26 protein-coding genes are annotated in these 23,116 nt (G+C 66.5%); 15 read left to right on the top strand and 11 right to left on the bottom strand.

What is annotated here, in order from left to right; translation table 11 throughout:
• Nucleotides 1-3: 3 nt before the first annotated feature.
• The 7 genes from NTY77_09815 (at nt 4) to NTY77_09785 (ending at nt 4,637) form a co-directional block, all read left to right on the top strand.
• Complete coding sequence (locus tag NTY77_09815; GenBank protein MCX5795778.1) at nt 4-1,080, top strand: ATPase, T2SS/T4P/T4SS family; 1,077 nt, start codon at nt 4-6, stop codon at nt 1,078-1,080.
• 65 nt (nt 1,081-1,145) lie between these two features.
• Nucleotides 1,146-1,529: a response regulator gene (locus NTY77_09810; GenBank protein MCX5795777.1), complete on the top strand. Its 384-nt coding sequence runs from the start codon at nt 1,146-1,148 to the stop codon at nt 1,527-1,529.
• A gap of 10 nt (nt 1,530-1,539) precedes the next feature.
• Nucleotides 1,540-2,838, top strand: a complete 1,299-nt coding sequence (locus NTY77_09805; GenBank protein ID MCX5795776.1) for an FAD-dependent oxidoreductase — start codon at nt 1,540-1,542, stop codon at nt 2,836-2,838.
• Nucleotides 2,835-3,149 carry a 4Fe-4S dicluster domain-containing protein gene (locus NTY77_09800; GenBank protein MCX5795775.1) on the top strand — a complete coding sequence of 105 codons (315 nt, stop codon included), beginning with the start codon at nt 2,835-2,837 and terminating at the stop codon, nt 3,147-3,149. The genes NTY77_09805 and NTY77_09800 overlap by 4 nt, the downstream gene beginning before the upstream one ends.
• A 23-nt stretch (nt 3,150-3,172) precedes the next feature.
• Entirely contained in the window at nt 3,173-3,703 is a 531-nt protein-coding gene (locus tag NTY77_09795) for a hypothetical protein (protein MCX5795774.1), read from the top strand.
• A gap of 70 nt (nt 3,704-3,773) precedes the next feature.
• Nucleotides 3,774-3,944: a hypothetical protein gene (locus NTY77_09790; GenBank protein ID MCX5795773.1), complete on the top strand. Its 171-nt coding sequence runs from the start codon at nt 3,774-3,776 to the stop codon at nt 3,942-3,944.
• A 15-nt stretch (nt 3,945-3,959) separates the two neighbouring features.
• Nucleotides 3,960-4,637 carry a hypothetical protein gene (locus tag NTY77_09785; GenBank protein MCX5795772.1) on the top strand — a complete coding sequence of 226 codons (678 nt, stop codon included), beginning with the start codon at nt 3,960-3,962 and terminating at the stop codon, nt 4,635-4,637.
• Here the strand turns inward: NTY77_09785 and NTY77_09780 are convergent.
• The 5 genes from NTY77_09780 to nadC are packed head-to-tail and all read right to left on the bottom strand — an operon-like array spanning nt 4,625 to nt 8,897.
• Nucleotides 4,625-5,941, bottom strand: a complete 1,317-nt coding sequence (locus tag NTY77_09780; GenBank protein MCX5795771.1) for a BamA/TamA family outer membrane protein — start codon at nt 5,939-5,941, stop codon at nt 4,625-4,627. The two genes, NTY77_09785 and NTY77_09780, sit on opposite strands and share 13 nt — an antisense overlap.
• 30 nt (nt 5,942-5,971) lie before the next feature.
• Nucleotides 5,972-6,967: a tRNA epoxyqueuosine(34) reductase QueG gene (gene queG, locus NTY77_09775; protein MCX5795770.1), complete on the bottom strand. Its 996-nt coding sequence runs from the start codon at nt 6,965-6,967 to the stop codon at nt 5,972-5,974.
• Nucleotides 6,968-6,972: 5 nt separating this feature from the next.
• On the bottom strand, nt 6,973-7,443 hold the full coding sequence (greA, locus tag NTY77_09770; protein MCX5795769.1) for a transcription elongation factor GreA: 471 nt from the start codon (nt 7,441-7,443) through the stop codon (nt 6,973-6,975).
• Between the two features lie 60 nt (nt 7,444-7,503).
• The gene (locus NTY77_09765; GenBank protein MCX5795768.1) at nt 7,504-8,058 is read right to left on the bottom strand and encodes a biotin--[acetyl-CoA-carboxylase] ligase; all 555 of its coding nucleotides are present in this window, start codon (nt 8,056-8,058) and stop codon (nt 7,504-7,506) included.
• A gap of 11 nt (nt 8,059-8,069) precedes the next feature.
• Nucleotides 8,070-8,897 carry a carboxylating nicotinate-nucleotide diphosphorylase gene (nadC, locus tag NTY77_09760; GenBank protein ID MCX5795767.1) on the bottom strand — a complete coding sequence of 276 codons (828 nt, stop codon included), beginning with the start codon at nt 8,895-8,897 and terminating at the stop codon, nt 8,070-8,072.
• 46 nt (nt 8,898-8,943) lie between these two features.
• On the opposite strand from nadC, the gene NTY77_09755 reads away from it, so the two are divergent.
• The 3 genes from NTY77_09755 to NTY77_09745 all read left to right on the top strand — a co-directional run bounded on the left by NTY77_09755 (nt 8,944) and on the right by NTY77_09745 (nt 10,642).
• Nucleotides 8,944-9,471 (top strand): dCMP deaminase family protein, encoded by a 528-nt coding sequence (locus NTY77_09755; protein MCX5795766.1) that lies wholly within the window; start codon nt 8,944-8,946, stop codon nt 9,469-9,471.
• A gap of 131 nt (nt 9,472-9,602) precedes the next feature.
• On the top strand, nt 9,603-10,007 hold the full coding sequence (locus NTY77_09750) for an aspartyl protease family protein (protein MCX5795765.1): 405 nt from the start codon (nt 9,603-9,605) through the stop codon (nt 10,005-10,007).
• Nucleotides 10,007-10,642 carry a C39 family peptidase gene (locus NTY77_09745; protein MCX5795764.1) on the top strand — a complete coding sequence of 212 codons (636 nt, stop codon included), beginning with the start codon at nt 10,007-10,009 and terminating at the stop codon, nt 10,640-10,642. The genes NTY77_09750 and NTY77_09745 overlap by 1 nt, the downstream gene beginning before the upstream one ends.
• Nucleotides 10,643-10,647: 5 nt before the next feature.
• Here NTY77_09745 and NTY77_09740 read toward each other — a convergent pair whose 3' ends face one another.
• Nucleotides 10,648-12,210, bottom strand: coding sequence for a transglycosylase SLT domain-containing protein (locus NTY77_09740; protein ID MCX5795763.1), 1,563 nt, complete (start codon nt 12,208-12,210; stop codon nt 10,648-10,650).
• Between the two features lie 212 nt (nt 12,211-12,422).
• Here NTY77_09740 and NTY77_09735 point away from each other — a divergent pair, with 212 nt between their 5' ends.
• Together NTY77_09735 and NTY77_09730 are read left to right on the top strand one after the other, a co-directional pair.
• Nucleotides 12,423-12,851, top strand: coding sequence for a protease inhibitor I42 family protein (locus NTY77_09735; GenBank protein MCX5795762.1), 429 nt, complete (start codon nt 12,423-12,425; stop codon nt 12,849-12,851).
• An 82-nt stretch (nt 12,852-12,933) separates the two neighbouring features.
• Complete coding sequence (locus NTY77_09730) at nt 12,934-13,791, top strand: transglutaminase domain-containing protein (protein MCX5795761.1); 858 nt, start codon at nt 12,934-12,936, stop codon at nt 13,789-13,791.
• Nucleotides 13,792-13,801: 10 nt separating this feature from the next.
• Here NTY77_09730 and NTY77_09725 read toward each other — a convergent pair whose 3' ends face one another.
• Entirely contained in the window at nt 13,802-14,821 is a 1,020-nt protein-coding gene (locus NTY77_09725; protein ID MCX5795760.1) for a magnesium transporter CorA family protein, read from the bottom strand.
• A gap of 69 nt (nt 14,822-14,890) precedes the next feature.
• Nucleotides 14,891-15,691, bottom strand: coding sequence for a hypothetical protein (locus tag NTY77_09720; protein MCX5795759.1), 801 nt, complete (start codon nt 15,689-15,691; stop codon nt 14,891-14,893).
• Between the two features lie 96 nt (nt 15,692-15,787).
• On the opposite strand from NTY77_09720, the gene NTY77_09715 reads away from it, so the two are divergent.
• A complete protein-coding gene (locus NTY77_09715) occupies nt 15,788-16,411 on the top strand; it encodes a hypothetical protein (protein ID MCX5795758.1) in 624 nt (207 codons plus the stop codon).
• 18 nt (nt 16,412-16,429) lie between these two features.
• On the opposite strand, the gene uvrB is transcribed toward NTY77_09715, so the two are convergent.
• The 3 genes from uvrB to NTY77_09700 are packed head-to-tail and all read right to left on the bottom strand — an operon-like array spanning nt 16,430 to nt 21,628.
• Nucleotides 16,430-18,460, bottom strand: coding sequence for an excinuclease ABC subunit UvrB (uvrB, locus tag NTY77_09710; protein ID MCX5795757.1), 2,031 nt, complete (start codon nt 18,458-18,460; stop codon nt 16,430-16,432).
• A 7-nt stretch (nt 18,461-18,467) separates the two neighbouring features.
• Nucleotides 18,468-20,069, bottom strand: coding sequence for a tetratricopeptide repeat protein (locus tag NTY77_09705; GenBank protein ID MCX5795756.1), 1,602 nt, complete (start codon nt 20,067-20,069; stop codon nt 18,468-18,470).
• The gene (locus NTY77_09700) at nt 20,069-21,628 is read right to left on the bottom strand and encodes a glycosyltransferase family 39 protein (protein ID MCX5795755.1); all 1,560 of its coding nucleotides are present in this window, start codon (nt 21,626-21,628) and stop codon (nt 20,069-20,071) included. Before NTY77_09700 ends, NTY77_09705 begins: the two co-directional genes overlap by 1 nt.
• 73 nt (nt 21,629-21,701) lie before the next feature.
• Between NTY77_09700 and NTY77_09695 the strand changes: the two genes are divergently transcribed.
• Nucleotides 21,702-22,709 (top strand): aldo/keto reductase, encoded by a 1,008-nt coding sequence (locus NTY77_09695; GenBank protein ID MCX5795754.1) that lies wholly within the window; start codon nt 21,702-21,704, stop codon nt 22,707-22,709.
• A gap of 60 nt (nt 22,710-22,769) precedes the next feature.
• The gene (locus tag NTY77_09690; protein ID MCX5795753.1) at nt 22,770-23,111 is read left to right on the top strand and encodes a hypothetical protein; all 342 of its coding nucleotides are present in this window, start codon (nt 22,770-22,772) and stop codon (nt 23,109-23,111) included.
• The last annotated feature ends 5 nt before the right edge of the window (nt 23,112-23,116 follow it).

Here is a 23,116-nt window from a genome sequence, read left to right as displayed (position 1 = left end):
GATATGTCCGACGCCGCCCAGAGCCTCCTGAAGGCCTACGCGGACCCCGAGGTCATCGAGGTCATCGTCAACGACGACGGCTCGGTGTTCCTGGAACACGCGGGCACGCATCTGGAGAAGCAGCCCTTTCAGGTCGGTCCCGCGGACATCGACCTGTTCCTCAAGACCGTGCTGGGCCGCACCGAGAGCTTCGGCCCGGCCCGTCCCTACGCGGACCTGTCGGCGACGGACGGCTCGCGCGTGCACGTCATCGCCCCGCCGCTGGTGCGCGGCGGACTCTGCGTCACCATCCGCAAGCGGCCCAGCCGCCGGCCGCATCTCGGCGAGATCGCCCGCAGCGGCGCCATCACGCTGGGCTGCGCCTCTTTCCTGAAGTTCGCGGTCAAGCATCACCGCAACATCCTCATCATCGGGGGCACCAGCTCGGGCAAGACCACGCTCCTCAACGCCCTCGGCGCGCTGATCCCGAACGAGGAGCGCATCATCGTCCTGGAGGACACTCCGGAGCTGATGTTCCCTCAGCCTCATGTGATGTACCTGCGCACGCGGGTGCGCGACGCGGCGGGCCTGCCCGACGTCACCCTGCGCGACCTGGTCACCAACACCCTGCGCATGCGGCCCGACCGCATCATCGTCGGCGAGGTGCGCAGCGCGGAGGCCATGGACATGCTCCAGGCCATGAACGTGGGGCACGAGGGCGTCATGTGCACCTTGCACGCCAACTCGGCCCGCGAGGGCCTGCAGCGCCTGGAGACCTTGGTCCTTTCCGCCGGATTGGAGCTGCCGCTGCGCGCCGTGCGCTCGACCATCGTGCTGGCCCTCGACCTGGTGGTGGTCATGGCCCGGCTCGCCGACGGTTCCCGCCGCGTGACCCAAGTGACCGAGTTGACGGGAATGGAATTGGACAACATCACCCTGTCGGACCTGTTCCTGGTGGAGGCGCGCAAGACCGCGGGCGGCATGGGCTTCGCGCTGCGCCCCACCGGGTCCATGCCACGGTTCTACGACCAGCTGCGCAAGCAGGGCGAGGAGACGCCGCTGGAGTTCTTCCAAGAGACGGCGCCCGGGGCGCCGCGTTGACCCCGCCGCTGCTTGACAGCCCCGGGTTGAATTGATATCGTCAGTCTTCCGGTAACGAGGGGAAAATGGCCCACAGGATCATGGCGGTCGACGATGAGCCCGAGATGCTCAGCCTCGTCAAATTCACTTTGGAGCGCGCGGGCTACGAGGTCCGCACCTGCGACAACGGCCGCCAGGCCTGGGACGCCATCATCCAGTTCAAGCCCGAGCTGCTCATCCTCGACGTGATGCTGCCCGGCATCGACGGCTATTCCCTGCAGGTCAAGCTCGCGCAGGAGCCGGCGACCAAGGACATGCCCATCATCGTGCTGACTTCTTTGGAGCCGGCCAAGACCTTGTTCCGGAAGTTCCCCCAGGTGGCGGGATTCATGACCAAGCCGTTCAAGCCCGAGGAACTCCTGGAGACCATCGCGATGGCCCTGGCTCGGGACCAGCGGCCCAACGCCTGACTCTCGCCTCGTGTCCGACACCTCATATGACGCCATAGTCGTGGGCGCCGGTCCGGCCGGCGTCGCGGCCGCCCTGACCATGGCCCGGGCCGGGCTCAAGGTCGCGCTCCTGGAGCGCGGGGAGTACCCGGGCGCCAAGAACGTGCAGGGCGCGGTCCTTTACTCCCGCATGCTCCACGAACTGGTGCCTGATTTCTGGAAGCAGCCCGAAGCGGCGGTGGAGCGGCCCGTGCTGGAGCAGAAGGCCTGCATCACCACCGAGGACTCCTGGATCACCTTCGGCTACAAATCCCTCAAGTTCCTCGAGGGAGTGCCGAACTGCTACACCATCATACGGGTCAAGTTCGACCAGTGGTTCGCGGCCCAGGCCGAGGCCGCCGGCGCCGAGCTCTTCTGCGGGGTGAAGGTCAACGAGGTCATCCGCAAGGACGGCCGCATCGCGGGCATCAAGACTTCGGACGGAGACGAGCTGGAAGCTTCGGTCGTGCTGGCCTGCGACGGGGCCAACTCCCTGCTCGCCCAGAAGGCGGGCTTCATCGACGAGCTCAAGCCCGTGGAAGTGGCTCTGGGCGCCAAGGAAGTCATCGCTCTCGACTCCAAGGTCATCGAAGACCGCTTCCAACTCAACCCGGGAGAGGGCTCGGCCATGGAGATCTACGGCTCCATCACGCTGGGCATGCTGGGCTACGCTTTCATCTACACCAACAAGGAGTCGGTTTCCTTGGGGGTGGGCTGTCGCTTGAGCGACTACCAGGCCAAGGGCCTGCGTCCTTCCGACCATCTGGAGCTGGTCAAGCAGCATCCCTACATCAAGAAGCTCATCTCCGGCGGCAAGACCCTGGAGTACTCCTCGCACCTCATCCCCGAGGGGGGGTTCAAGTCCATGCCTCCTCTGTACGCGGACGGCTTCCTGGTCGCGGGCGACGCGGCCCAGATGACCAACCCGCCTTACCGCGAGGGCTCCAACATGGCCATGACCGCCGGCCGCCTGGCCGGGGAGACCGTGGTGGAGGCCAAGAAGAAGGGTGATTTCTCGGCCGCCACGCTGGCGGCCTACGCGGCCAAGCTCAAGGCCAGCTACGTGCTCTCCGACATGGAGGACATCAAGGACCTCGAAGAGGCCGTGGCCGCGGTCCCCGATTTCCTGCGGGCCTATCCCAAGCTGGCTTGCGACCTGGCGCATCTGCGCTTCGCCGCCGACGGGGTCCCCAAGCGGGAGCACCTCAAGGCCGCGGTCAAGCGCGTCCGAGAGCACGGCCTGCTGCGCATAGCCAAAGACCTGTGGCCTCTGCGCAAGGTGGCGATATGAAGCCCGAGCTCAAGGTGGACATGACGGTCGAGGCCAAGCTCGGGACCTTGGAGTGGAAGAAGGCCCCGGAGAGCCACATCAGCCTGCGCGACGCCACGCCGCAGTCTCCGTGCGTGGCGAAGTGCCAGGACAAGCCCTGCGCCACGGTGTGTCCGGCCAAGGTCTACGAATGGGAGGCGGCGCATCAGAAGATCGTGGTCAACTACGAGAACTGCATCGAATGCGGCGCCTGCCGCATGCTCTGCCCCTATGACAACATCATCTGCGACTGGCCCATCGGGGGCATGGGCGTGAAGTACAAGTACGGCTGACCGGGGCCCGCGTCTCCTGCGCCATGTACAGCATAGATTCCGGCCTGGCCTTCCTGGCGCGCCATCCCAGCCTGCTGCTGGCCTATCTCGCAGCCCTGCCCGCGGCCACCGCGGTCCTGGGCGCGGCCCTGAAGAGGATCTCGCCTCGGGCCGCGGCCTTGTTCGCGACCTTCCCCACGCATCTGGCCGTGCTGCAGGGCGTCTCCATCCTGTGCGTGGTCCTCTACACCGCCTTCTTCCTGCACAAGAGCCTGCTGGCGCTCAACGTGGTCGTGTACTACCTGCCGCTGGTCAGCGCCGGCGCCGCCTTGGCCGCGTCCAACTACGCGGCGCCTTTCGAGGCGCAGCCGGGCTTCGAGCGCCTCTCCGGCCTGTGCCTGATGGCCGCGCTGGCATTCGGGGCTTTCTTCGTGCTCGACCGTCTGCACTTCTTCGCCGGGGTCTTCATCCCGCTGGCTTCGCTCTTGGGGCTCTTCTTGGCGATCAGCGCGGTCTTCCACGGGGCCCTGCGGCGCGTGCGGGGCGAGCCTCCCGCGGATCAGCCGCCGAGCTAGGACGCCCCCTGTTGCGCACGAGCGTCCATATTTCACTACAATCTTCATAGCTCAAACCGGAGGCGCGACCATGGCCATAGTGGAGTTCGGAGAGTTCAAGGGAAACAAGATGATCATCCTCAAGCGCAACCCTGAGGACAAGTACCCGTTCCAGTTCGGCCTGAGCAAAGCCCGGCTCATCGTCGATCATATCGAGGACATCAAGAAGTTCGTGGACGACAACCCGAAGCCCGAGGCCTGAGCTTCCGGCGTATTCGTGACCGGCCGGGACGCTTTGCTGTCCGCGACGCTCTTATTGGCCCTCCCCTGCGTCCTCCAGGCGGCGCCGGTCCCGGCCCGGGACGGCCTCAAGTACCGGGACTTCGACGATCTGGTGCGCTGCCAGTTCATCATCGACGAGGTCTGCGCGCGCTTGACCGCGGGTGACCGCAAGGGCGCCGCCGCCTTCATGGGGATCCCGGGAGGACCGGATTTCCGGGACTTGCCCGGCAATCAGGGGCAGGTCCGATCCTGCCGCAGGATCGAGATCCCGGCCAAAGGGGGGAAGGGGCCGAAACTGGATGTGGACTCGGTCCTTTTGCTGCGCTACGCGGCGGGTTCGGAGCAGGAGGTCGGTCTGCGCTTCGGGAAGCTCGAGCGCTGGACTTGCGGGTACATCTCGGGGATGTTCGCCTCGCCCAGCACTTTCCGCAAGGGCGGCAGGCTCTACTACCGGTACTACATCTCGACCCGGGTGGTGGATCAGGACGAGGGCGGGGTCGGTCCAGTGGGGCCGGAGAGCGGTCTGGAGCTCATCAACCGCCTTAAGCCGGAGAGGGACGATTCTCCGAGGTCAGCCTATCTGCAGAAGGTCCTGGAGCAGGTCCGCGCCGAGCGTGAGCGCCGCGAGGCCGAGACGGACCCCCTCAACCGCCCCCTGATTCAGAAGGAGTAGTTGATGTCCATGAACACGGCGAGGCCCTCTTGGCCGTAGCCGAAGTCTATGGACCCTACCACCTGAGGCCGGGCCACGGCGCGGACCGCGGTGCCCACCACGGGCCGCGCGTAGCGGCCGGCCATGCGCTCGGGGTTGTTGAACACCGTGCCCAGGCCGGCGAAGGGGGCGAGCTCGAACTCGGTCCAGACGTCGGCCATCTTGGCCTTGTAGAAGGTGAACCGCTGTTCCACGTTGCCCACCAGCAGGCCCCGGTCCGTGTAGCGGCCGTCGCCGTAAGCGCGCAGGGCGTACTTGCCTCCCAGGCGCGACTGCAGCCAGAACGGGGAGTTGCCCATGACCTGCTCGAACCTGACCTGCGCCGCGGTGACGGTCTTGTGCTCTTCGTTCCAGGGGAAGAAGTAGCGGGCGTCGAACCCGTAGCGGCTGAAGTCCTCCTCGCTGCCGAGATTCCTGACCGAGTATCCGGCGAAGGTCTGCAGATAGGCTCCCCGGCTGGTGGTCAGGGCCTGGTCGCGCGTGTCGTAGTCCACCACGAGACGCAGCACGTGTATGCCTTCGCGGCCTGACGCCGCCTGCGAGGACTTCGGGAACGTGGCGCTGAAGGCGGGCAGCCCCCGCAGGGGGCCGTCCGATATCTTGTCGGCCGTGAACCAGTCGGAGAGATGCGCGCGCCAATGACTCTGGGGTCTGAAGGGCGCGCCCACGGAGGCCAGGTACTGGATGTAATCCTCCGTGTAGTTGGTCTCATTGTTCTTGGATGAGTTCGGGCCGCGGCCGAAGTAACGCTGTCCGGCGTCCCGGTTCCACTGCGCGCGCAAGGAGAGGTCGATCTCCGTGTCCTTGAAGCTGGAGTCATCGTACTGCACCAGCACCTCATGCTCGAACTTGGCCACGGCGCCGCGCACCACCAAAGCCGCGTCCGTCTGGGGATAGTAGTAGTAGCGATAGGTGGGCGCAAGGCCGAAATCGTGATTGTAGACCAAGGATGGCGCGTGGATCTGCTCGATGCGCTCGCCGTCTTTCTCGCGTATGACCCAGATGGGCATGACCCCGTAGGTCACGCCGCGGTTGGGGTCGGTGTCCACGACCGGCAGGTTCAGCATCATCCCGCGCTTGAGGGGGTGCAGCAGCCAGCGCAGGCCTACTGGAATCTCACTCTCTTTCGGGGTCTTGGGCATCTCGCGGCTCGGCACCAGCTCCAGATCCGGGACCGGGTCCGGTGCTTGAGCTAGGCTGAGCGAGGCCAGGGCCATGACCACGCCCGCAAGCAGGAGCGACCTGAGCGTGGACAGGCTCCTCATAGTGGGAAGATGAGTTTATAAGATTAGTCTCTAGGAGGGCAAACGCGCCAGGCTCCAGTGGGCCTGCTCCCGGAGCACGGGGTCGCAGTCGGCCCGGAAGCGTTCCAGGACGGGCCTGAGGCCCGCGACCCCGGAATTGCCCATGGACAGAAGGGCGTTGCGCACCAGGCCCCGGCGTTTGAGCCGCGCGACCGGCGTGCGGCCGAAACGCTTCCGGAAGCCGGCTTCGTCGAGCGCGGCCAGTTCGGCCAGAGGCAGTTCCGGGGGCAGGACGGGCGCGAGCACGCCGTCCGGGGCCGTCTTCTGGTTCCAGGGGCAGGCCTCCTGGCAGAGGTCGCAGCCCGCCACCCAGCGGCCCAGGCCGGGGCGGATGTCCAAGGGGATGGGGCCGCGATGCTCGATGGTGAGATAGGCGATGCAGCGTCCGGCCGCGAAGCATCGGCCGTCCCCCAAGGCGCCGGTCGGGCAGGCACCGAGGCAGAGCCGGCAGGAGCCGCAGCGGTCGGGCACCGGCCGGTCAGTCTCCAGCTCCAGGTTCAAGGCCAGCCCGGCGATGAGGAAGAAGGAGCCGGCGGTCTCGGAGATGAGGAGCTGGTTGCGCCCGATCCAGCCCAGGCCGGCGGCGGCCCCGTAGAGCCGCTCCCGCACCGGGCTGGAATCCACGAAGATGCGGCCGTCGGCTCCCGGCGTGTTCTGCCGCAGCCAGGAGAGGATGGAGTCCATCCGGCCTTTCAGGACGCGATGGTAGTCCTCGTGGGCGGCGAAGCGGGCGATGCGGCCTGTGCCGGGCTTGCCCTCTTCGGGCCGTCCCGCGTACGCGAAGCCGCAGACGAGCACGGACTTCGCCTCGGGATACCAGCGCCGCACGTCCTGCCGGACCGCGGCATCCCGCTTGAGAAAAGCCAGGGCTTCCCCGGGGCTTTCCTGGAGCAGGGGCGCTTGCGGCGGAGGCTGGGCCGGCGCTATGCCGACCGCGGTGGCTCCCTCCTTGCGGGAGCGCTCCTTGAGGTCCTGGGCGAGGGACAAGGTCCCTAAGCGGGAGACCCGACCTTGACGATGAGGAACTGCCGGGAGCCGGCAGGCATCTCCACGGTGACCTTCTCGCCGGCCTTCTTGTGGAGCAGGCCCTGGGCCAAGGGGGAGTAGACGGAGATGCGCCCGGCGTCCGGGTCCGACTCGTCCGTGCCGACCAAGGTGTAGGTGGACTCGTCGCCATCGTCGTCCTTGATGGTGACCGAGCGGCCGATGGCCACGGTGTCCTTGGGAGCCTTGATCTCGTCAATGAGCTTGGCGCCCTGGAGCTTGTCCTGCAAAGTGTTGATGCGGTTCATGACCTCGCCGAGCTTGTCCTTGGCGCTGTGGTATTCGGCGTTCTCGCTGAGGTCGCCCTTTTCCCGGGCCTCGGCGATGTCGAGGGAGAGCTGGGTCTTGCGTTTCTTGAGGTCCTCGATGTCGTGGCGCAGCTTCTCGTACCCGGCGCGGGTCAGAAAGGTCTCGGTCATGGCTGTCTCCGTCGGCATAAAAGAATCTCTCGATGTATTATACGATAAATAGGTTCCGCTTCACCGGAAATCGCGATAGGCGTCGGCAAAGCTTTTGAGGAACGAGCGCAGGACCTCGGCCGGCTCCCAGGCGCGGCCGGTGAGTCCCTTGAGGCTTGCGGCTCCTTTGACCCCGGATACGGAGTTGTTGACGTTGATGCCCACGCCCAGGGCCACCCAATCCACGCTGCGCGAGCCGCCGGAAGCTTCGGCCAATATGCCGCAGACCTTGCCGGAGCGCTTGCCCCGCGAGCCGATGACATCGTTGGGAGGCTTGACCGCGCAGGATATCCCGGCGACGGCGAGCGCCTCGGCCGCGGCCCCGGCCGTGGCCAGGCTGAAGTCCGCCAAGCGCGAGGGGGGGAAGGACGGCCGCAGGATGAGGGAGAAATAGAGCCCGCCCGCGCGGGAGGTCCAGCGCCGCTTCATGCGTCCCCGGCCCGCGGTCTGCCGGTCGGCCCAGACCACCGTCCGATCCGGGGCGCCTTGCTCGGCCAGGAAACGGGCCACGGCTTGGGTGGAGTCCGTGGAGCTCAAGCGCAGCAACTGGGTGATCCCGGGCAGGTCCGTAGGCATCGGGTGTCTCCTTAAGCGAGGTCCAGGCCCAGGTCCAGGGCCGGTGCGCTGTGCGTGATGCGGCCGACCGAGATGCGGTCCGGCCCCAGCCGGGCCAAGGGGCGCAGGCCCTTGAGGCCGACTCCCCCCGAGACCTCGATGAGCGTCTTCGGCGAGGTCTTGCGGATGAATCGGATGGCCCGGCGCAGGCGCGGCCGGGGCATGTTGTCGAGCAGGATGACGTCGGCGCCGAACTCCAGGCCGCGTCGGACCTGTCTTAGGTCGTCGGCCTCCATGATCAGGGGCAGGCTGGGGTGGCGGCGGCGCAGGCGCCGCACCGCCTCGCCGAAGGCTTCGGGCTTGAGCCAGTGGTTGTCCTTGACCATGACCGCGTCATAGAGGCCCATGCGGTGGTTGCGGCCGCCGCCGCAGCGCACGGCGTATTTTTCCAGCGCCCGCCAGCCGGGCAAGGTCTTGCGGGTGTCGAGTATCGCGGCTTTGGTGCCGCGCACCGCGGCAACATAGGCGGAAGTCGCGGTGGCCACTCCGGAGAGGCGCTGCAGGAAATTGAGGGCCGTGCGCTCGGCGGTGAGCAGGCCCCGGCCTCCGGAGACCGCGAGCACGGCCTGGCCGGGCCGCACCCTTCCGCCGTCCCGGACCAGGACCCGGACCTTGCAGCCTGGGTCGCAGGCGCGGAAGACCTGGGCCGCGATGCGCGTGCCGCAGATGACTCCGGCTTGGCGGGCGCGCACCGAGCCGTGCCAGCGCGTGCGGGCGGGGACGAAGAGCTTGGTGGTCACGTCTCCGAGCCGGCCCAGGTCTTCGCGCAGGGCCTCGCGGATGAGGGTTTCCACCTTCATAAAGGGAGTTTATCAAAAATGGTAGCATGGTCAGGGACGCGTCGATATGAAAGCCAAGAGTCGGATCTCCAAGCCGCAGTACTACCTCAACATCGCCAAGGAGGTGGCGCGGCGCAGCACCTGCCTGCGCCGGCACTACGGGGCGGTCATCGTCAACAACGACCAGATCGTGTCCACGGGCTACGCGGGCGCTCCGCGCCGGACCGCCAACTGCACCGAGGTCGGGTCCTGCGTGCGCGTCAAGCTGGGCGTACCCAAGGGCGAGCACTACGAGTGGTGCAGGGCCGTGCACGCGGAGCAGAACGCCATCATCCACGCGGCGCGCTTCGACATGATCGGCGCGACGCTGTACCTGGTGGGGGTGTCTCCCGACACGGGCGATGTGATCGAGGGCGCGGAGCCCTGCCGCATCTGCAAACGCATGATCATCAACTCGGGCATCGAGGACGTGTTCATCGAGACCGCGCCGGGTTGCTACCAGATCCAGCTCGTGGCGGACTGGATCCGGAGCAACCTCAAGGAGCTCAGGAAGGTCCGGGGCCGCTGGCGCCCGGTCATGCCCAAGGGCTATTAGGACTCGCCTCCTTCGCGCCGCCTCCGGCGTCTGTCCGCAGGAAAAAATCGGATGGAACTAATGCGGGGGTCAAATCGTATATATAGTGGAAGCCTCTGGCGCTCCGGGGGCTATGACGCTATAATGGAGGCATGCGGAAGAAGATGGGGACCTTCCTTGTGGATTGCGTGGTGGCCGACCATGTGTACCGGGAGCACAGCGCCGAAGTGCGCCGGATGCTCGTCGACACGGGCAGCGAGCATACTTGGATACCCGAAGGCGTCCTTAGGGGGATCGGCGTGGCCCCGGAGAAGAAAGATGTCCGTTTCGTCCTTGCCAACGGCCGCACCGTGAGCCGCGACATCGGATTCGCCATCATTCACGTGGGCGAGCGCTTCACCGTCGACGAGGTCGTCTTCGCCCGGCCCGGCGACCTGCAGCTCCTCGGGGCCCGGAGCCTCGAAGGCTTGAACCTGACGGTCGATCCAAGAAGGAAACGGCTGGTCGCTGCCGGCCCGCTGCCCGCGGCCGGTCTGGTCCCGGCGCAGGCCTTCTGATGATCCCTTATCTGGCTCTGGCGCTCCTGTCCGTTGCCCCGGCCTGGGCCGGGGGTGCTTACCAGCCGCGTCTGCCCGCCGATTACCTGCAAGTGCCTCTTACGGCGCAGGCCACGAACTACTCCTGCGGGGCGGCTGCCCTGCTCGGCGTCCTGCGCTACTGGAGGGCTTATGACGGCAGCGAGACCTCCCTTTATCCTCTTCTGGCCACCACCCCCGAGGAAGGGACCCATCCGGCGAGGCTCGTCGCGGGAGCCCGGCATTTCGGGCTGAAGGCCGAGATGCGCGAGGGATTGTCCTGGGATGACTTGACCGAGGCTCTCAAGCGCCGCGAGACCGTGATCCTGGACATCGAGGCCTGGCCGGAGAACGACCCGACCCCCGACGATTGGAGCGACAACTGGGAGGACGGCCATTACGTCGTCCTGGTGGGCATGGACCGGGATTTCCTCTACTTGATGGACCCTTCGACGCATCTGGGCTACGGCTACATCCCGAGCGCGGAGCTCGCCGGCCGCTGGCACGACTACGAGACCGAGCAGGGCAAGCGCCGCGAGTACCGGCGCATGGCCGTCTTCATCTCCGGCAAGGCGCACCTGGCCGGCTTCCCGGCGCCTCTGGAGCGCGTGAGATAGAAGGCCTAAGCCTGCAGCTTGGGGTCGCTGAGGTATTTGATCCCGCGGGTCAGCCAGACATCGAGATGATCGACCCGCCCGTCGCCGTTCCGGTCGCCGAGGCCTTCGGCCAGCTTCTTGCTGAATTGGACCCGGCCGACGGCTTCTGAGGCCAGCGCCAGCACGGAGTTCTTCCCCGTCTTGTCGATGTTCGTCCCTGGACCCGGGATGACCGTGATGCTCTTGCCCCCGTCGATGATCTTGTAGGAGCCTCCGGGGCCGGCGACGTACTCGGCGAACTTGTTCACATCGATCTTCTGCTGCGCCGCGTACTGCGCGATGTACTTGAGCAGCCCGGGGCCCCGGTTGTAGGCGAGATCGCCCATGAATTCGACGACCCTCGGGTTGCTCGGCGGCGCCAGGCCGGCCTCCGAGAAGCGCCTCGCGATCTCCCTGTCCGTCTGCGCCCGGAGCAGCCCTCCATAGACGATGTTCGTGATGGTGTCGTTGGCGACGTTCCGCTTGCCCGAATAGGCCTCCTTGTGGACGTTCTCGATCTGCATGATCCCCGCCGCCGCAGGGTTCGAAGGGACCGTCTGCTTGAGACCCGATTCGGTCTTCGCCATATATTTGAGGAAATCGGGGCGGATGCCGAATTCCCTGCCGACGATGCCGAAGACCTCATCGATCTGGCGCGTCGTCAGGGTCGTTGAATTGCGCGGGACGGCGAGCTGGTCATGGATACTCTGCGAGAGGCGCATGTACTCGTCTCTCTTCTCGGGCAGCTTCCGGTCCGGGTCGAGCACCGTCTTGCCCTGGTCCAGCAGGCGCTGGACCCTCTCGTCGAAGGCCCGGCCGGCGAACAGGGCCTTTTCGAAGAGCGTGCCGTCGGCGAGGGCTTCCTTCGCTTGGGCGCGGAACACGGCCCACTTCTCCGCGCCTGCGGGACTGAGCTTGCCCTCCGCGGCGGACTTGTCGAGACTCCGCTCCAGGAGAGGATAGTCTTCGTTGACCGCGGCGACTCGCGCCTCACGCGAGGGCAGAGAACGGATCCGGGCTTCTTCGGCGCGGATCTTGTTGAAAAGGACGGGGTCTCTGGCTGAGAGCTCATCGACAAGGTCTACGACCACGTCTTCGAACTCCTTCTCCCGCTGCTCCTTATCGATGGCCGGGGCGCCCACGAGTGGGACGGGGACCCCAGCGCTGACCTCGCCCCTGACCAGGACCAAACCTGCGGCAGGCCGGTTGTCGTAGGCTTGCCCTTGCTGCCCGGCGAGCAGAGCAGCCGGGATGAGGGCCAACGCGGATTGGCCGAAGCGCGCAGGCAGCCGGGATGACGTCGGCTCGCCATATGAGGGACTGCCGGCCTGAGCGCTTTCCTGGATTTGCAGGGCCTCGCCCCATTGAGCCTTCAGCTCGGCGAGCGTGCGGCCGCGGCTCCCGAGGTCAAGGCGCGCGGACCAGCTTGCGGCCTCATAACGTACGAGTCCAGGTTCGGTCTTCCTCTCGGGCGAGCTCAGTAGCCCCGTGATGCGGGTCTCGGCTTCTGCGGCATCCTGGACGGACGGGACCGCCAGTGAGATCGTCACGGCGCCGAACGCAGGAAGAGCCTGGCACAAGAGGACGGAAATCGAGAGGGCGCGAAGAGAGCGTATTTTCCTATTGGCGGTGGGCACGCATATTGAGTTTAATCGAATGGTCCCTGATTCGGAAGGTCCGTAAGGCGCATGGAGGTCTTAGCAATGGGCCCAAAGGGGGCTGGGCCCTTGGGGTGTCGGCGGCGTAATATCAGGAGGCGAACATGATGCGCGCGATCTTCGTGGCGTTGGCCACGGCTCTGGCCGCGACGGCCTGGGCCGGCGACCGACCCAAAGCCGGGCAGACCGAACAGGCGGTGAGCAAGGTGGGAGGGGTCTCTCGTCCGGACAAAGCTGAGCTCATGGTGGGGGAGGTCTACTCGATCCGGCTGGCCTGCAATCCGACCACGGGCTACAATTGGGAGCTTAAGAGCATCAACCGCAAGGTCGCGGCCCCGACCGGGCCGATGGAGTTTCAGCAGAGTCCGGCCGCGCCTGGGATGGTGGGCGTCGGGGGGACCTGCGTTTTGGGCATCAAAGGGGTCAAGGCCGGGAAGACCAAGGCGGTCTTGGTGTACCGGCGACCCTGGGAGAAACAGAAGCCGGCCGAGACCTTCACGGCCGAGATCAAGGTCCTGGCGAAGAAGAAATGACGCATCCGGTCGTTGACAGGACTGCGAGCCGGGGCTATACTCCTTAGTACCGGCCTTCCAGCCGTTGCGCGAAGGTTGCCCCTTGAAGAAGCTCACTGGTGTCCTCGTTGTCGCCGTCCTCGTCGCCGCGGGCGCGCAAGTCCTGAGCCGGCGTCAGAACGGCCCGCGCCTATCGCCGGCCGAACAACAGGCGTTGCGCGACGCCCCCAACGATTCCGAATGGCAGCGCTCCCAGGATGCCGCGCAGATCGTCAACGGCGCCAAGTCCTTCGGCAAGCAGGCGGCGGCTCAGGCGACATCCCGGACGCAGACTGCCACCCAACCTCAGGGCAGACAATCCGAAGTCGGCCGGCAGCCGGCGGCGGAAGCCGGCGTGACCGGAAAGGACGGCCTCAAGGACGTGGCGCGGCTCTGCCGGTGGCTCGGGCAGGCATTCCAGACCCGGCCGGCCGGGGGAGCCACCGTGGGCAAGAGCACGGTCCAGGAACTGCTCGAATCGCGCGTGCTCACGGGCTGCCACGACTGGGGTCTGATGCTGGCGGCGCTCCTGCGTTCGGCAGGCTACCAGGCGAACATGGTCGACACCGCGGGCGTGCAGTGGATGGCGGCCGCGGCCGAGGCACAGCGCAAGGGCCAGCAGGTCAAAGGTTTTGAGGGGCACGTCTTCGTGGAGGCCAAGATCGAGGGCCGCTGGGTCCTGGTCGACCCCGGATCGGCGCGCTACATCCCCGATTACGATCCGGCCAACCCCTTGATCCCCATGGAGGTCGGCCCCCAGACCAGCTACTGCGTCATGTTCAAGGGCCTTGACCCGGCCGACTACGGCGTCGACTCCATCCAGACGCTCAACCAGCACATGCTCGACTTCGCCAGGGACACCGACCCGGCCAAGCTGAGCGCTCCCAATTGCCAGGTCCGCGAGCTGCCCGACCCCCGCTAGCGGGATCGGCTCAGGGCTTGTCGGAGCGGCGGTTCTTGGCTTCCATCCAGAGCAGGACGAAGTAGGTGGCCACGCCCGCGGCCGCCATGAAGGCCAGCAGCAAAGGGTAGGAGCGCCGCCAGTTCTCGGGCCCGGTCATCATGCTCCATTCCGACATGCCCCCGATCCCCGCCAGAAGGCTCAGCGGCATGAAGATGGTGGTGATCAAGGTGAGGCGGCGCACCGTGGCGTTGGTCCGGTTGGCGACCGCGGACATGCGGTTGTTGACCATGGAGAGATAGGTCTCCATCAGGCTCATGATCATTTCCCGGCCGACCTCCACCTCTTCGTAGAACTTGGTCAGGTGGTCGTAGACGTCCCGGAAGTGGTAGATGGACTTCTCGCTGATGAACGGGGAGTCGCGCCGGCAGATCTTGACCAGGACCTCCCGCTCGTGGAACAGGCTCTTGCGCAGGGCCAGGAGCTGTCGGCGCTGGCGCGCCAGTCCGGCGAGGCTGAACCCGGAGAGGTTCTTGAGGATCGTCTCCTCCGCTGACTCGATCTCGGACTGCACGGCGTCGATGGCCTTGGCCTTGCCGTCCACCACGAAGTCGAGCAGCACGTGTAGGAGGAAGTCCGGTCCCTGGCGGATGCTGCCCGAGTCCAGGCGCAGCGATCTCTCCAGGGCCTCCGTGAAGCGCGGGCTGTGGCCCGTGTGCCCGCTCACGCTGACCAAAAAGCGGGGCCCGATGATAAAATCCACCTCGTCGATGCGGGCCTGCCGTTCCTCCAAAGTGAAGGTGTTGAGGAGCAGGAATGAGCTGCCGGGGAAGTCCTCGATCTTGGGGATCTGCTGCTCGTCCAGGCAGTCCTCGACCGAGAGGGGATGGATGCCCAGAGGGGAGACCAGCGCCTCCAGGTCGGCGCGCGACGGGTCGATGTAGTCGAGCCAGACGTAGCCGCCGCCCGGTGCGGCCAGGGCCTCCGCGGCTCCGGAGCAGCGGCGCAGGGCCCCTTCGGGCGTGACCTGCATGAAGGTGTTATCGGACATGGTCCTCCTGCGTGACGCCCGAGATGGTAGCAAAACGACCGGACGCTTGGCCGTGGATCGGCTTACAGGCTATTTCGGCTGCACCAGCACCAGCCGCCAGCGCGCTCCATGAAGACCTGCGGTGTCCCAGAGCGCTGACTTGGTCACCAGTTCCTTGCTGCCATTTCTGAAGAACTTGTACTCGCCTTTGCCCTTGGTGCGGGCGACGATGCGCCTGCCCAACGCCAGCAGATCCTCATGCGGGCTGTAGAGGGGATCGCTGAAAAGCATCTTGCCGACTTGCGACTTGTCGGAGTCATAGAGCAGCCTCCCGTAGGTATCGATCACCGAGAACTGCGGCCCGTCCTTCCCCTCCAGCGGGGTCAGCGCGCCTGCCAGCAGCTCTTCCGGCTTGACCAGCACTCCGACGCCGCCGGAGAACTGCCCTTTGTCCGAGAAGAGGGGGTGGTAGATGCCCACGCCCGAATAACCCTCAAGCGCGGTGAAGACGTCCCCCATGACCGGCTGGTGGTGTTTGAGCAGCTTGGCCGCATGGTCCTGTTTCGAGATGTCCATCCCCACGAAGCGCTCGTTCTCCTTCGGGGCCATCGCGGTGATCTTCCCCTGCTTGTCTATGACCGCGCAGCTGGCGACGGAGAGGGTCTTGCAGAGTCCTTCCAGCGTCCCGGCGGGATCGGAGGAGACCTTGGGCACCGCCTGCGAGAGCGCGGAGTCGATGCGGGCGAAGGCCGCCACCACATTCTTGCGAGCCTCCTGCAGAATGGCGGCATCCGACGCCGGACGCGCCGCCTTGGCCGAGCCGGCAGCGCCGGCCGCCGAGGCCGGAACCTGCAACAGCAGCGCGACCGAGGCGCAGATGAAGTTCTTCATTATTGGACCCTCCTGGCAGCTGCCTGACAGCCGCGGTATTGTACCCATACCCCGCCGGCCATTGCAATATCGTGGATACCTCTCTATAATCCCTGCATGAAGGAAAGTTCCTGGGAGGACTACTTCTCATCGCCCCGCTCAGTCGAGCAGGCCGCAACCATCCTGACTCTCACATCCGGCATCTGCTACTTCATCGGCGCCCTGGAATTCATCCTTGGCTGCCTTGGATTCCCAGGGCTCTTCAGCGGGATGGCCCACATCTTCCTCGGCTACGGCCTGGGACGCTACCGCAGCCGCGCCGCAGCCATAGCCCTGTTCTGGGAAGCATCAGGCTCCTTCTTCATCGTCATGATGACCTCGCCCGAAGCCGGCATGCGGAACATGGCCGCTCTGACGCCCTCTTTGTTGGTGGCGGTCTGCGCCGTCCAGGCGACGCGCGCCGCCTTCGCCTACCATTCCCTCATCGGCTCCCAGATCCAGACCGCCAACCTCATCCGCAAGGGCGTTGCCGCCGTCTGTTACGCCCTCTTCGCATACGCCCTGGTCAGCATCATCGTGATCTTCTGCGGGCTGCCCATGGACGAGGAGCATGTGCAAGCGCTGGCCGTCATCACCTGCCTGCCCACGCTGCTGACCGCGGCCGCGGCCCTGACCGGGCGCCTGCCGCTCACCAAGGACCGGCCGTTCACCACTGCGGCGGCGCAGCCTCTTCGGCGATAGCGAGCGCGCCACTCCTGACTAGCGGAAGCGCCGCTTCTGCACGGCGCCTTTGATGGCCGGCTTGGGACCCATGGCCGCCATCTCCCTCAGCTCCAGCCACTCGTCGCGCAGGATGGTCGCCAACTCGAAGTCCAGGTTCTCCGCCGCCTCGCGCATGCGCGACTCGATCTCGGCCGCCAGGTCCGGGATCTCCTTGGCCGACAGCGGCCGCTCGGTGCGGCGCAGCAGATCCAGCCCTTGCCGCTTGGCCGTGGTCTGGAACTCCTCGAGGTCCGAGACCGCTTTGACGATGGTGCGCGGGGTGATGTGGTGCTTGGCGTTGTGCTCCAGCTGCCGGGCGCGCCGCCGGTCCATCTCCGCGATGGCCCGCTTCATGGAGCCGGTGCGCTGGTCCGCGTAGAGGATCACCGAACTGCCCACGTTGCGCGCGGCCCGGCCCGAGATCTGGATCAAAGTCGTCTCCGAGCGCAGGAAGCCCTCGTGGTCCGCTCCCAGGATCGCCACCAAAGACACTTCCGGCAGGTCCAGGCCCTCGCGCAGCAGGTTGATGCCCACCAGCACGTCGAACTTCCCCGCGCGCAGGTCGCGCAGGATCTCGATGCGCTCCAGGGAGTCGATGTCGCTGTGCAGGTAGCGCACGCGCAGGCCCTTCTCGCTGAGGAAACGCGCCAGGTCCTCGGCCGTGCGCTTGGTCAGCGTCGTGACCAAGGTCCGCTCCTTGCGCTCCACCCGGCCTTTGATGCGCGCGATGAGGTCGTCGATCTGGCCCTCGCTCGGGACCACGATGACTTCCGGGTCCACCAGGCCCGTGGGACGGATGACCTGCTCCACCACTTCGCCCTTGGTCTTCTTGAGCTCGTAAGGCCCGGGCGTGGCCGAGACGTAGACCCGCTGTCCGGCCAGGGCCTCGAACTCCGAGAACTTCAGAGGCCGGTTGTCCAAGGCCGAGGGCAGGCGGAAGCCGAAGTCCACCAAGGTCTGCTTGCGCGAGCGGTCCCCCTCGTACATCCCGTTGATCTGCGGGATGGACACGTGCGACTCGTCTACGATGAACAGGTGGTCCGTGGGGAAGAAATCGAGCAGGCAGAAGGGCCGCTCCCCGGCCGGCCGGCCCGAGAGATGCCGGGAGTAGTTCTCGATGCCGTGGCAGAAGCCCATCTGCTGGAGCATCTCCATGTCGTAGCGCGTGCGCTGCTCCAGGCGCTGGGCCTCCAGCAGCTTGCCCTGGCCCTTGAAGACCGCCAGCCGGTCCTTGAGCTCGGCCTCTATGGAGGCCAGCGCCGTCTCCAGCTGCTCGCCGGGCGTGATGAAGTGCTTGGCCGGGTAGACCCACTCCCTCTGCAAGGACTTCAGCTTGTCTCCGGTCAGCGGGTCGAACTCGGTGAGGGCGGCTACGCCCTGGTCTCCCAGCTCCACGCGCAGGGCCGTCTCCATGTAGGCTGGGAAGATATCCACCACGGCGCCCTTCATGCGGAATCGCCCGCGGACGAACTCGGTCTCGTTGCGCTCGTAATGGATCTTGACCAGGTCCTCGGCTAGCTTGCCGCGCGTGGTCTGATAGCCGACCTGCAGGGGGATGGAGGCGTTGCGGTAGTTCTCGGGAGCGCCGATGTTATAGATGCAGGAGACTGAGGCCACCACGATCACGTCGCGGCGCGAGAGCAGCGAGCTGGTGCATTTGAGGCGCAGGCGGTCGATGCGGTCGTTGATGGCGGAGTCCTTCTCGATGTAAGTGTCCGTGGAGGGGACGTAGGCCTCGGGCTGGTAGTAGTCGTAGTAGGAGATGAAGAACTCGACCGCGTTGTCCGGGAAGAGCGCCTTGAACTCCGCGTAGAGCTGGGCGGCCAGGACCTTGTTGGGCGAGATCACCAAGGCCGGGCGCTGCAGCTGGGCGAGCACATGCGCGGCGGTGAAGGTCTTGCCTGAGCCGGTCACCCCTAGGAGCACTTGGTGCTGGGCGCCTTCGCGCAGACGGCGCGTCAGTTCCGCGATGGCCGCGGGCTGGTCTCCGGCGGGCTTGAAAGGGGAATGAAGGCGAAAACCGGACATGGGAAGCTCAGCGGGCCATGGCCTGCTTCTGGCGCAGGCAGAGCGCGCGGTTCTGCGCGGTCAGGCCGGAATCCGGGTTGAGGCTCAGCGCGGTGTCGAACATGGCCAGGGCCTCGTCGTAGCGCTTGCGATGAGCCAGGAGCAGGCCGATGTTGTTGTAGCTCTCCGCCAGGCCCGGGTCGCTGGCCATGGCCGCGCGGAACTCGGCCTCGGCCTCCTGCAGGCGCCCCAGCTTGAGCATGGCGGAGCCCAGGTTGTTGTGCGCGGCGGCGAAGCGCGGCCTCAGCTTGAGCGCCAAGTGGAACTGCTCCACGGCATCCGCTCCGCGGCCCTGGCCTGCGTAGACCAAGCCCAGGTTGTTGCGGGCCATGGCTTGGCCGGGGTCGACGTCGAGTATGCGGAAGTAGAGGGTCTCCGAGTCCCGCCAATAGTAGAGCTGCTGGGCGCACAGGCCCCAGAGCAAAGAGACCAAGGCCGTGCCGCAGAGGATCAGCGGACGCCCTTGGCCCGGTCTGCGGCGAGCCAGTTCCAGGAGCCCGGCCGCGGCCAGGAGGCTCACAGACAGGCAGGGCAGGTAGGAGTAGCGGTCGGCCACGAGCTGCAGGCCGAACTTGACCGCGCCCAGCACCGGGGCCAGGAGCAAGAGGTAGCAGAGCCAGGCCGCCCACAGGGCCGGCCAGCGCCGGCGCAGGGCGAAGGCCGAGCCGGCCACAGCCAAGTCCAGAGCCGCGCTCGCCAAGAACCTCGGGGCGAGCGGGTCGATGTTCAGGGCCGTTCCGTACATGGGCGCCAGCCCCGAAGGCCAGAGGGTCCGGACCAAGTAGAAGGCGTGCCCGTAGCAGGCCTGGGCGAGACGCCGTTGCCACCCGAAGCCCGCGCCCGCGGCCAGCGCGCCGGTCACAGCCTGGCCGTACCAGGCCAGGGCAGCGGCCAGCGCGGCCGGGACCGCGTAAGGGAGCAGGTCCGACCAGCGCACGCGCCGCCTAAGAATCGTCGAATCCAGGACGGCCAGGACCAAGGGCAGGCCGATGCCCATGGCTTTGGACAGGAGGCAGAGGCAGTAGCAGGCCACGGTGGCGCCGCGCCAGAACCTCTCTCGGGCCGGCTCCTCGCGCCCCTTGAGGTGGCAGAGCAATGCGCAGAGGAAGAAGAAACCGCACATGAGGTCGCGCCGCGCCGCAGCCCAGGCCACGGGCTCCACGCGCAGGGGATGCAGGGCGAAGATCAGAGCCGCGCCGGCCGCGGCCCAGCAGCGGGGCGCCTCCGCGGTCCCCGGCGCCGCGGCCTGGAAAAGCCTGCGGGAGAACACGAAGAGCAAGGCGGCGTTGGCGCAGTGCCAGAGCAGGTTGGTCAGATGGAACCCGGCGGGGTCCATTCCCCAGAGGAGATAGTCCAGCGCGTAGCTCATCCAAACGATGGGCTGATAGGGACCTTTTAGGAAGGTCGTGAACATCCAGCGCAACTGGGTCCAGCCTAGGCCTCTGAAGTGGAAGTTGAGGTAGAGGAAGCCGTCGTCGTCCCAGCTCACGAACTGGTGCCTGAGCACGCACACGAACGCGATGAACACGGCCGCGGCCACGGCCAACGCCCAGCGGTCGGGCTTCCTCATCAGTCGCGTTCCCAGACCGCCAAGGTCCCCCAGAACGGCCGGTCGTACCACATGGGGTACTTCTGCCAAAGCTTCCGCGCCGCCTGGTCCACGAACAGTTCGGTCGGGTTCTTGGGATTGGACAGCACCACGGCCTGGATGTGATAGTCCTTCAGAAGGCTCTTGACCTCCCCGAATATCTCCAGCGGAGAGGCGCTGGACGGCAGGAAGGATTTGCGCACGAAGACCGTGACGATGGTCTTGGGCTTGACGCTGCGCACCTCGGCGAGCACCTCCTGCTGGCGCGCGGCCGCGTCCGGGGAAGCCAGGAAGAGGGGATAAAGGAAGATATAGCGCGTGGCGCTCTTTCGGCTGGCATAGTAGAGAATCTCCGGCTCGGAGCCGAAGACGAAGATGCGGTCCTGTTCCGTGGTGCGCTCGTCGATGACGTGCGCCACGCCCGTGGCTTCGGGGAAGGGGTTGTCCTGGTAGAGCCGTCGGCATTTCACCACGGCCGAGCCCGGCCCATAGTACCATGCGGCGCTGAGCACGCCGAAGAGGAGCACCGCGGCCGCGGCCGCGTAGGGCGCCGGACGCGGCAGGCGCCAGCGCTGGGACAAGCCCGAGAGCGCGGAGCCGGCCAGGACGGCCAGGGCCGGGACGGCCTGCTGGTAGTAGTGCGCCCGGAAGAAGCCGCCGGCGCAGACGCCCAGCAAAGAGCAGGCCAGCCAGCCGATGACCCAGGGCGCCGCGGGCCCGGCCTGCCAGATGGCGCCGGCCAGGGCCAGGAGGTAGATCGGCAGGAGGCCGGGGAGAGTCCGCGAGAAGGTGGTCCAGAAGTTCCTTACGTAATCGGAGAGCGGGATGCCTCCGGCGTAGGAGAGGTTGTAGCCCAGCACGCAGTCGTAGAACGGGGCCCAGGCGCCCGTCGCCGCGAAGTAGAGCGCCACCGGGATCCAGACCGCGACCGCTCCCGCGGCGAAGGCCGCGGCCGTGAGGACCTTGCGGCTGATGCGGGGGGCGCAGAGCAGGAAGACCAGGTAGAAAGCGGCATCGGTCGCGGCGACCTGCTTGAAGAGCAGGCTTGCGCCCGCGCAGGCTCCGCTGACCAGGGCCCAGCGCCAGGAGTCGCGCTCCGCGGCCAGCAGCGCGGCCAGGAAAGCGGCGGCCAGAGGCAGGAGCATGAAGAGTTCGCAGTGGGCCGCGTTGCCCAGGAGACTGTGGTCCACGGTCATGAAGGCGGCCAAGGCTCCGGCCGCGCAGCCGGCCTCCGGGCCGAAGAGGCGGCGGCCGATGAGGAAGACCAGGCAGAGGGTCAGGAGCGTGTAGAGCTGCGCGCCCCAGTGGATGGCCGCCGGACTCCCGCTGGACAGGCGCTCGATGGCGGCGTAGGCGGCGAAGACGCCCGGGGGCTTCTGGTCGAAGCTGTCCCGGTAGGGGACTTCGCCTTTGAGCCAGCGTTGGGCGATGTAGGCGTATTCGCCCTCGTCGCGCTCCAGGAAGATGCCCGCGATGGGAGCGCGCAGGCCCAGGCCCAGGAGGAGGACGGCGGCCAGGGCTAGCCAGTCCTGCTTTTTCATCCGGCCATATTGTAGAAAAGAATGCGGGGACACCATACTTAATTCGGAGTCCAAAAAGATATAAGATTTGGGCATGGAGAAGCGGGCTTTAGGCAGCTCGGGTCTTGAAATCGGCGTGCTGGCCTTGGGCACCATGGGCTGGGGCTCGGACTGGATGGGCTCCACCCCCGTAGATGAGAAGACCGCGCGCAGCCTGCTCGACTTCGCGCTCGACTCCGGCGTCAACCTCATCGACACCGCGGACATCTACGGCTACGGCGCGGCCGAGACCATGCTCGGCCGCATCCTCGGCAAGAGGCGCCAGAGAGTCCTCCTGGCGACCAAGGTCCGCTGGCAGATGGATCCGGACAACCCCGCCTCCGGAGGCCTTTCCAAGAGGCGCATCAGAGCCGCCCTCGACGCCAGCCTCAAGCGCCTCAAGACCGACTATCTGGACATCTACATGCCCCATGCCCCGGACAACAGGGTGCCGTTGGAGGAGACCTTGGGAGCCTTGGCCGCCGCGGTCAAGGCCGGCAAGGTCAAAGTCCTGGGCTGCTCGAATTTCCCCGGCGCCCAGTGGCGCCAAGCCCTGGCCGCTTCCGCGGCCAAGGCTTGGCCGCGTTGCGAATGCGATCAAGTGGAGTACAGTCTCGTGGCGCGCTCAGCCGACGGCGACGTCCTGCCCGTGGCCGGGGCCGAGAAAGTCTCGGTCATCGCTTGGAGCCCCTTGGCCGGCGGCTACCTCACCGGCAAGTATCTTGAGCCGGGCCAACGTCCCAAGGGCCGCAGGCAGGATCCGTCCAAGGCCTTCCCGCCCTTGGACGAGAAACGATACGGCGGCGTGGTCCGGGTGCTCATCACCGTGGCCAAGCAGGAGGCGACGACGCCTTCGGCCGCGGCCCTGTCTTGGGTGCTCTCCCGGCCCGGCATCGCCGCCGCGGTCGTGGGCGCCAGCAGCCTCATGCAGCTCCGTGAAGACCTCGCGCTCAAGACCCTCTCGCCCAAGTCCTTGGGGTTCATCGACCAGGCCTCGATTTTGTGCTCGCGGGCTCCTGGGCCCAAAGGCCTATCAACGCCTGGGACCTTTGTCCAATTGTAGGGGCCCAAGGGGCCCTGCATATCGCGGCCGGCGCGGCCTAAAATAGAAGTGGAGACGATCATGGAACTCTACGTGAGGTTCATCAGCACCTTGGCCTTCGGCCTCATCGGACTGGGAGCCGTGATGAAGGTGCTCCTGGAGACCATCTTCGAGGAGTGGGACGCCTTCAATGATATCTCGCAGCGCGTCATGGTGAGCTGCTCAGGCAAGGGCGGGCTCGTGGAGAACGTCCGCGCCGAAGACATCATGCTCGAGGCCGAGAAGCAGAACGCTCCGGATTTCAATAGCCGCATCGTGGACTTCCGCCGGCGCCAGTTCCGGGAGCTCGACGCCATAGAGACCCAGTTGTCCATGGCCCGCCCGGCCAACGCGATCACGGAATCGGACATCGTGCCCAGCTAAGGGCA

This window comes from Elusimicrobiota bacterium (assembly GCA_026388095.1).
In the GTDB taxonomy this organism is placed as follows: domain Bacteria; phylum Elusimicrobiota; class Elusimicrobia; order UBA1565; family UBA9628; genus UBA9628.
Note: the sequence above shows the minus strand (reverse complement) of the source record. Positions and strands in the feature narration are given on the sequence as shown.

What these genes read in the sequence shown, in the direction of transcription:
- NTY77_09815 (MCX5795778.1), top strand. Translation starts at nt 4, where the DNA reads ATGTCCGACGCCGCCCAGAGCCTCCTGAAGGCCTACGCGGACCCCGAG.
- NTY77_09810 (MCX5795777.1), top strand. Translation starts at nt 1,146, where the DNA reads ATGGCCCACAGGATCATGGCGGTCGACGATGAGCCCGAGATGCTCAGC.
- NTY77_09800 (MCX5795775.1), top strand. Translation starts at nt 2,835, where the DNA reads ATGAAGCCCGAGCTCAAGGTGGACATGACGGTCGAGGCCAAGCTCGGG.
- NTY77_09795 (MCX5795774.1), top strand. Translation starts at nt 3,173, where the DNA reads ATGTACAGCATAGATTCCGGCCTGGCCTTCCTGGCGCGCCATCCCAGC.
- NTY77_09790 (MCX5795773.1), top strand. Translation starts at nt 3,774, where the DNA reads ATGGCCATAGTGGAGTTCGGAGAGTTCAAGGGAAACAAGATGATCATC.
- NTY77_09780 (MCX5795771.1), bottom strand. Translation starts at nt 5,941, where the DNA reads ATGAGGAGCCTGTCCACGCTCAGGTCGCTCCTGCTTGCGGGCGTGGTC.
- greA (MCX5795769.1), bottom strand. Translation starts at nt 7,443, where the DNA reads ATGACCGAGACCTTTCTGACCCGCGCCGGGTACGAGAAGCTGCGCCAC.
- NTY77_09765 (MCX5795768.1), bottom strand. Translation starts at nt 8,058, where the DNA reads ATGCCTACGGACCTGCCCGGGATCACCCAGTTGCTGCGCTTGAGCTCC.
- nadC (MCX5795767.1), bottom strand. Translation starts at nt 8,897, where the DNA reads ATGAAGGTGGAAACCCTCATCCGCGAGGCCCTGCGCGAAGACCTGGGC.
- NTY77_09755 (MCX5795766.1), top strand. Translation starts at nt 8,944, where the DNA reads ATGAAAGCCAAGAGTCGGATCTCCAAGCCGCAGTACTACCTCAACATC.
- NTY77_09750 (MCX5795765.1), top strand. Translation starts at nt 9,603, where the DNA reads ATGCGGAAGAAGATGGGGACCTTCCTTGTGGATTGCGTGGTGGCCGAC.
- NTY77_09745 (MCX5795764.1), top strand. Translation starts at nt 10,007, where the DNA reads ATGATCCCTTATCTGGCTCTGGCGCTCCTGTCCGTTGCCCCGGCCTGG.
- NTY77_09735 (MCX5795762.1), top strand. Translation starts at nt 12,423, where the DNA reads ATGATGCGCGCGATCTTCGTGGCGTTGGCCACGGCTCTGGCCGCGACG.
- NTY77_09725 (MCX5795760.1), bottom strand. Translation starts at nt 14,821, where the DNA reads ATGTCCGATAACACCTTCATGCAGGTCACGCCCGAAGGGGCCCTGCGC.
- NTY77_09720 (MCX5795759.1), bottom strand. Translation starts at nt 15,691, where the DNA reads ATGAAGAACTTCATCTGCGCCTCGGTCGCGCTGCTGTTGCAGGTTCCG.
- NTY77_09715 (MCX5795758.1), top strand. Translation starts at nt 15,788, where the DNA reads ATGAAGGAAAGTTCCTGGGAGGACTACTTCTCATCGCCCCGCTCAGTC.
- uvrB (MCX5795757.1), bottom strand. Translation starts at nt 18,460, where the DNA reads ATGTCCGGTTTTCGCCTTCATTCCCCTTTCAAGCCCGCCGGAGACCAG.
- NTY77_09705 (MCX5795756.1), bottom strand. Translation starts at nt 20,069, where the DNA reads ATGAGGAAGCCCGACCGCTGGGCGTTGGCCGTGGCCGCGGCCGTGTTC.
- NTY77_09700 (MCX5795755.1), bottom strand. Translation starts at nt 21,628, where the DNA reads ATGAAAAAGCAGGACTGGCTAGCCCTGGCCGCCGTCCTCCTCCTGGGC.
- NTY77_09695 (MCX5795754.1), top strand. Translation starts at nt 21,702, where the DNA reads ATGGAGAAGCGGGCTTTAGGCAGCTCGGGTCTTGAAATCGGCGTGCTG.
- NTY77_09690 (MCX5795753.1), top strand. Translation starts at nt 22,770, where the DNA reads ATGGAACTCTACGTGAGGTTCATCAGCACCTTGGCCTTCGGCCTCATC.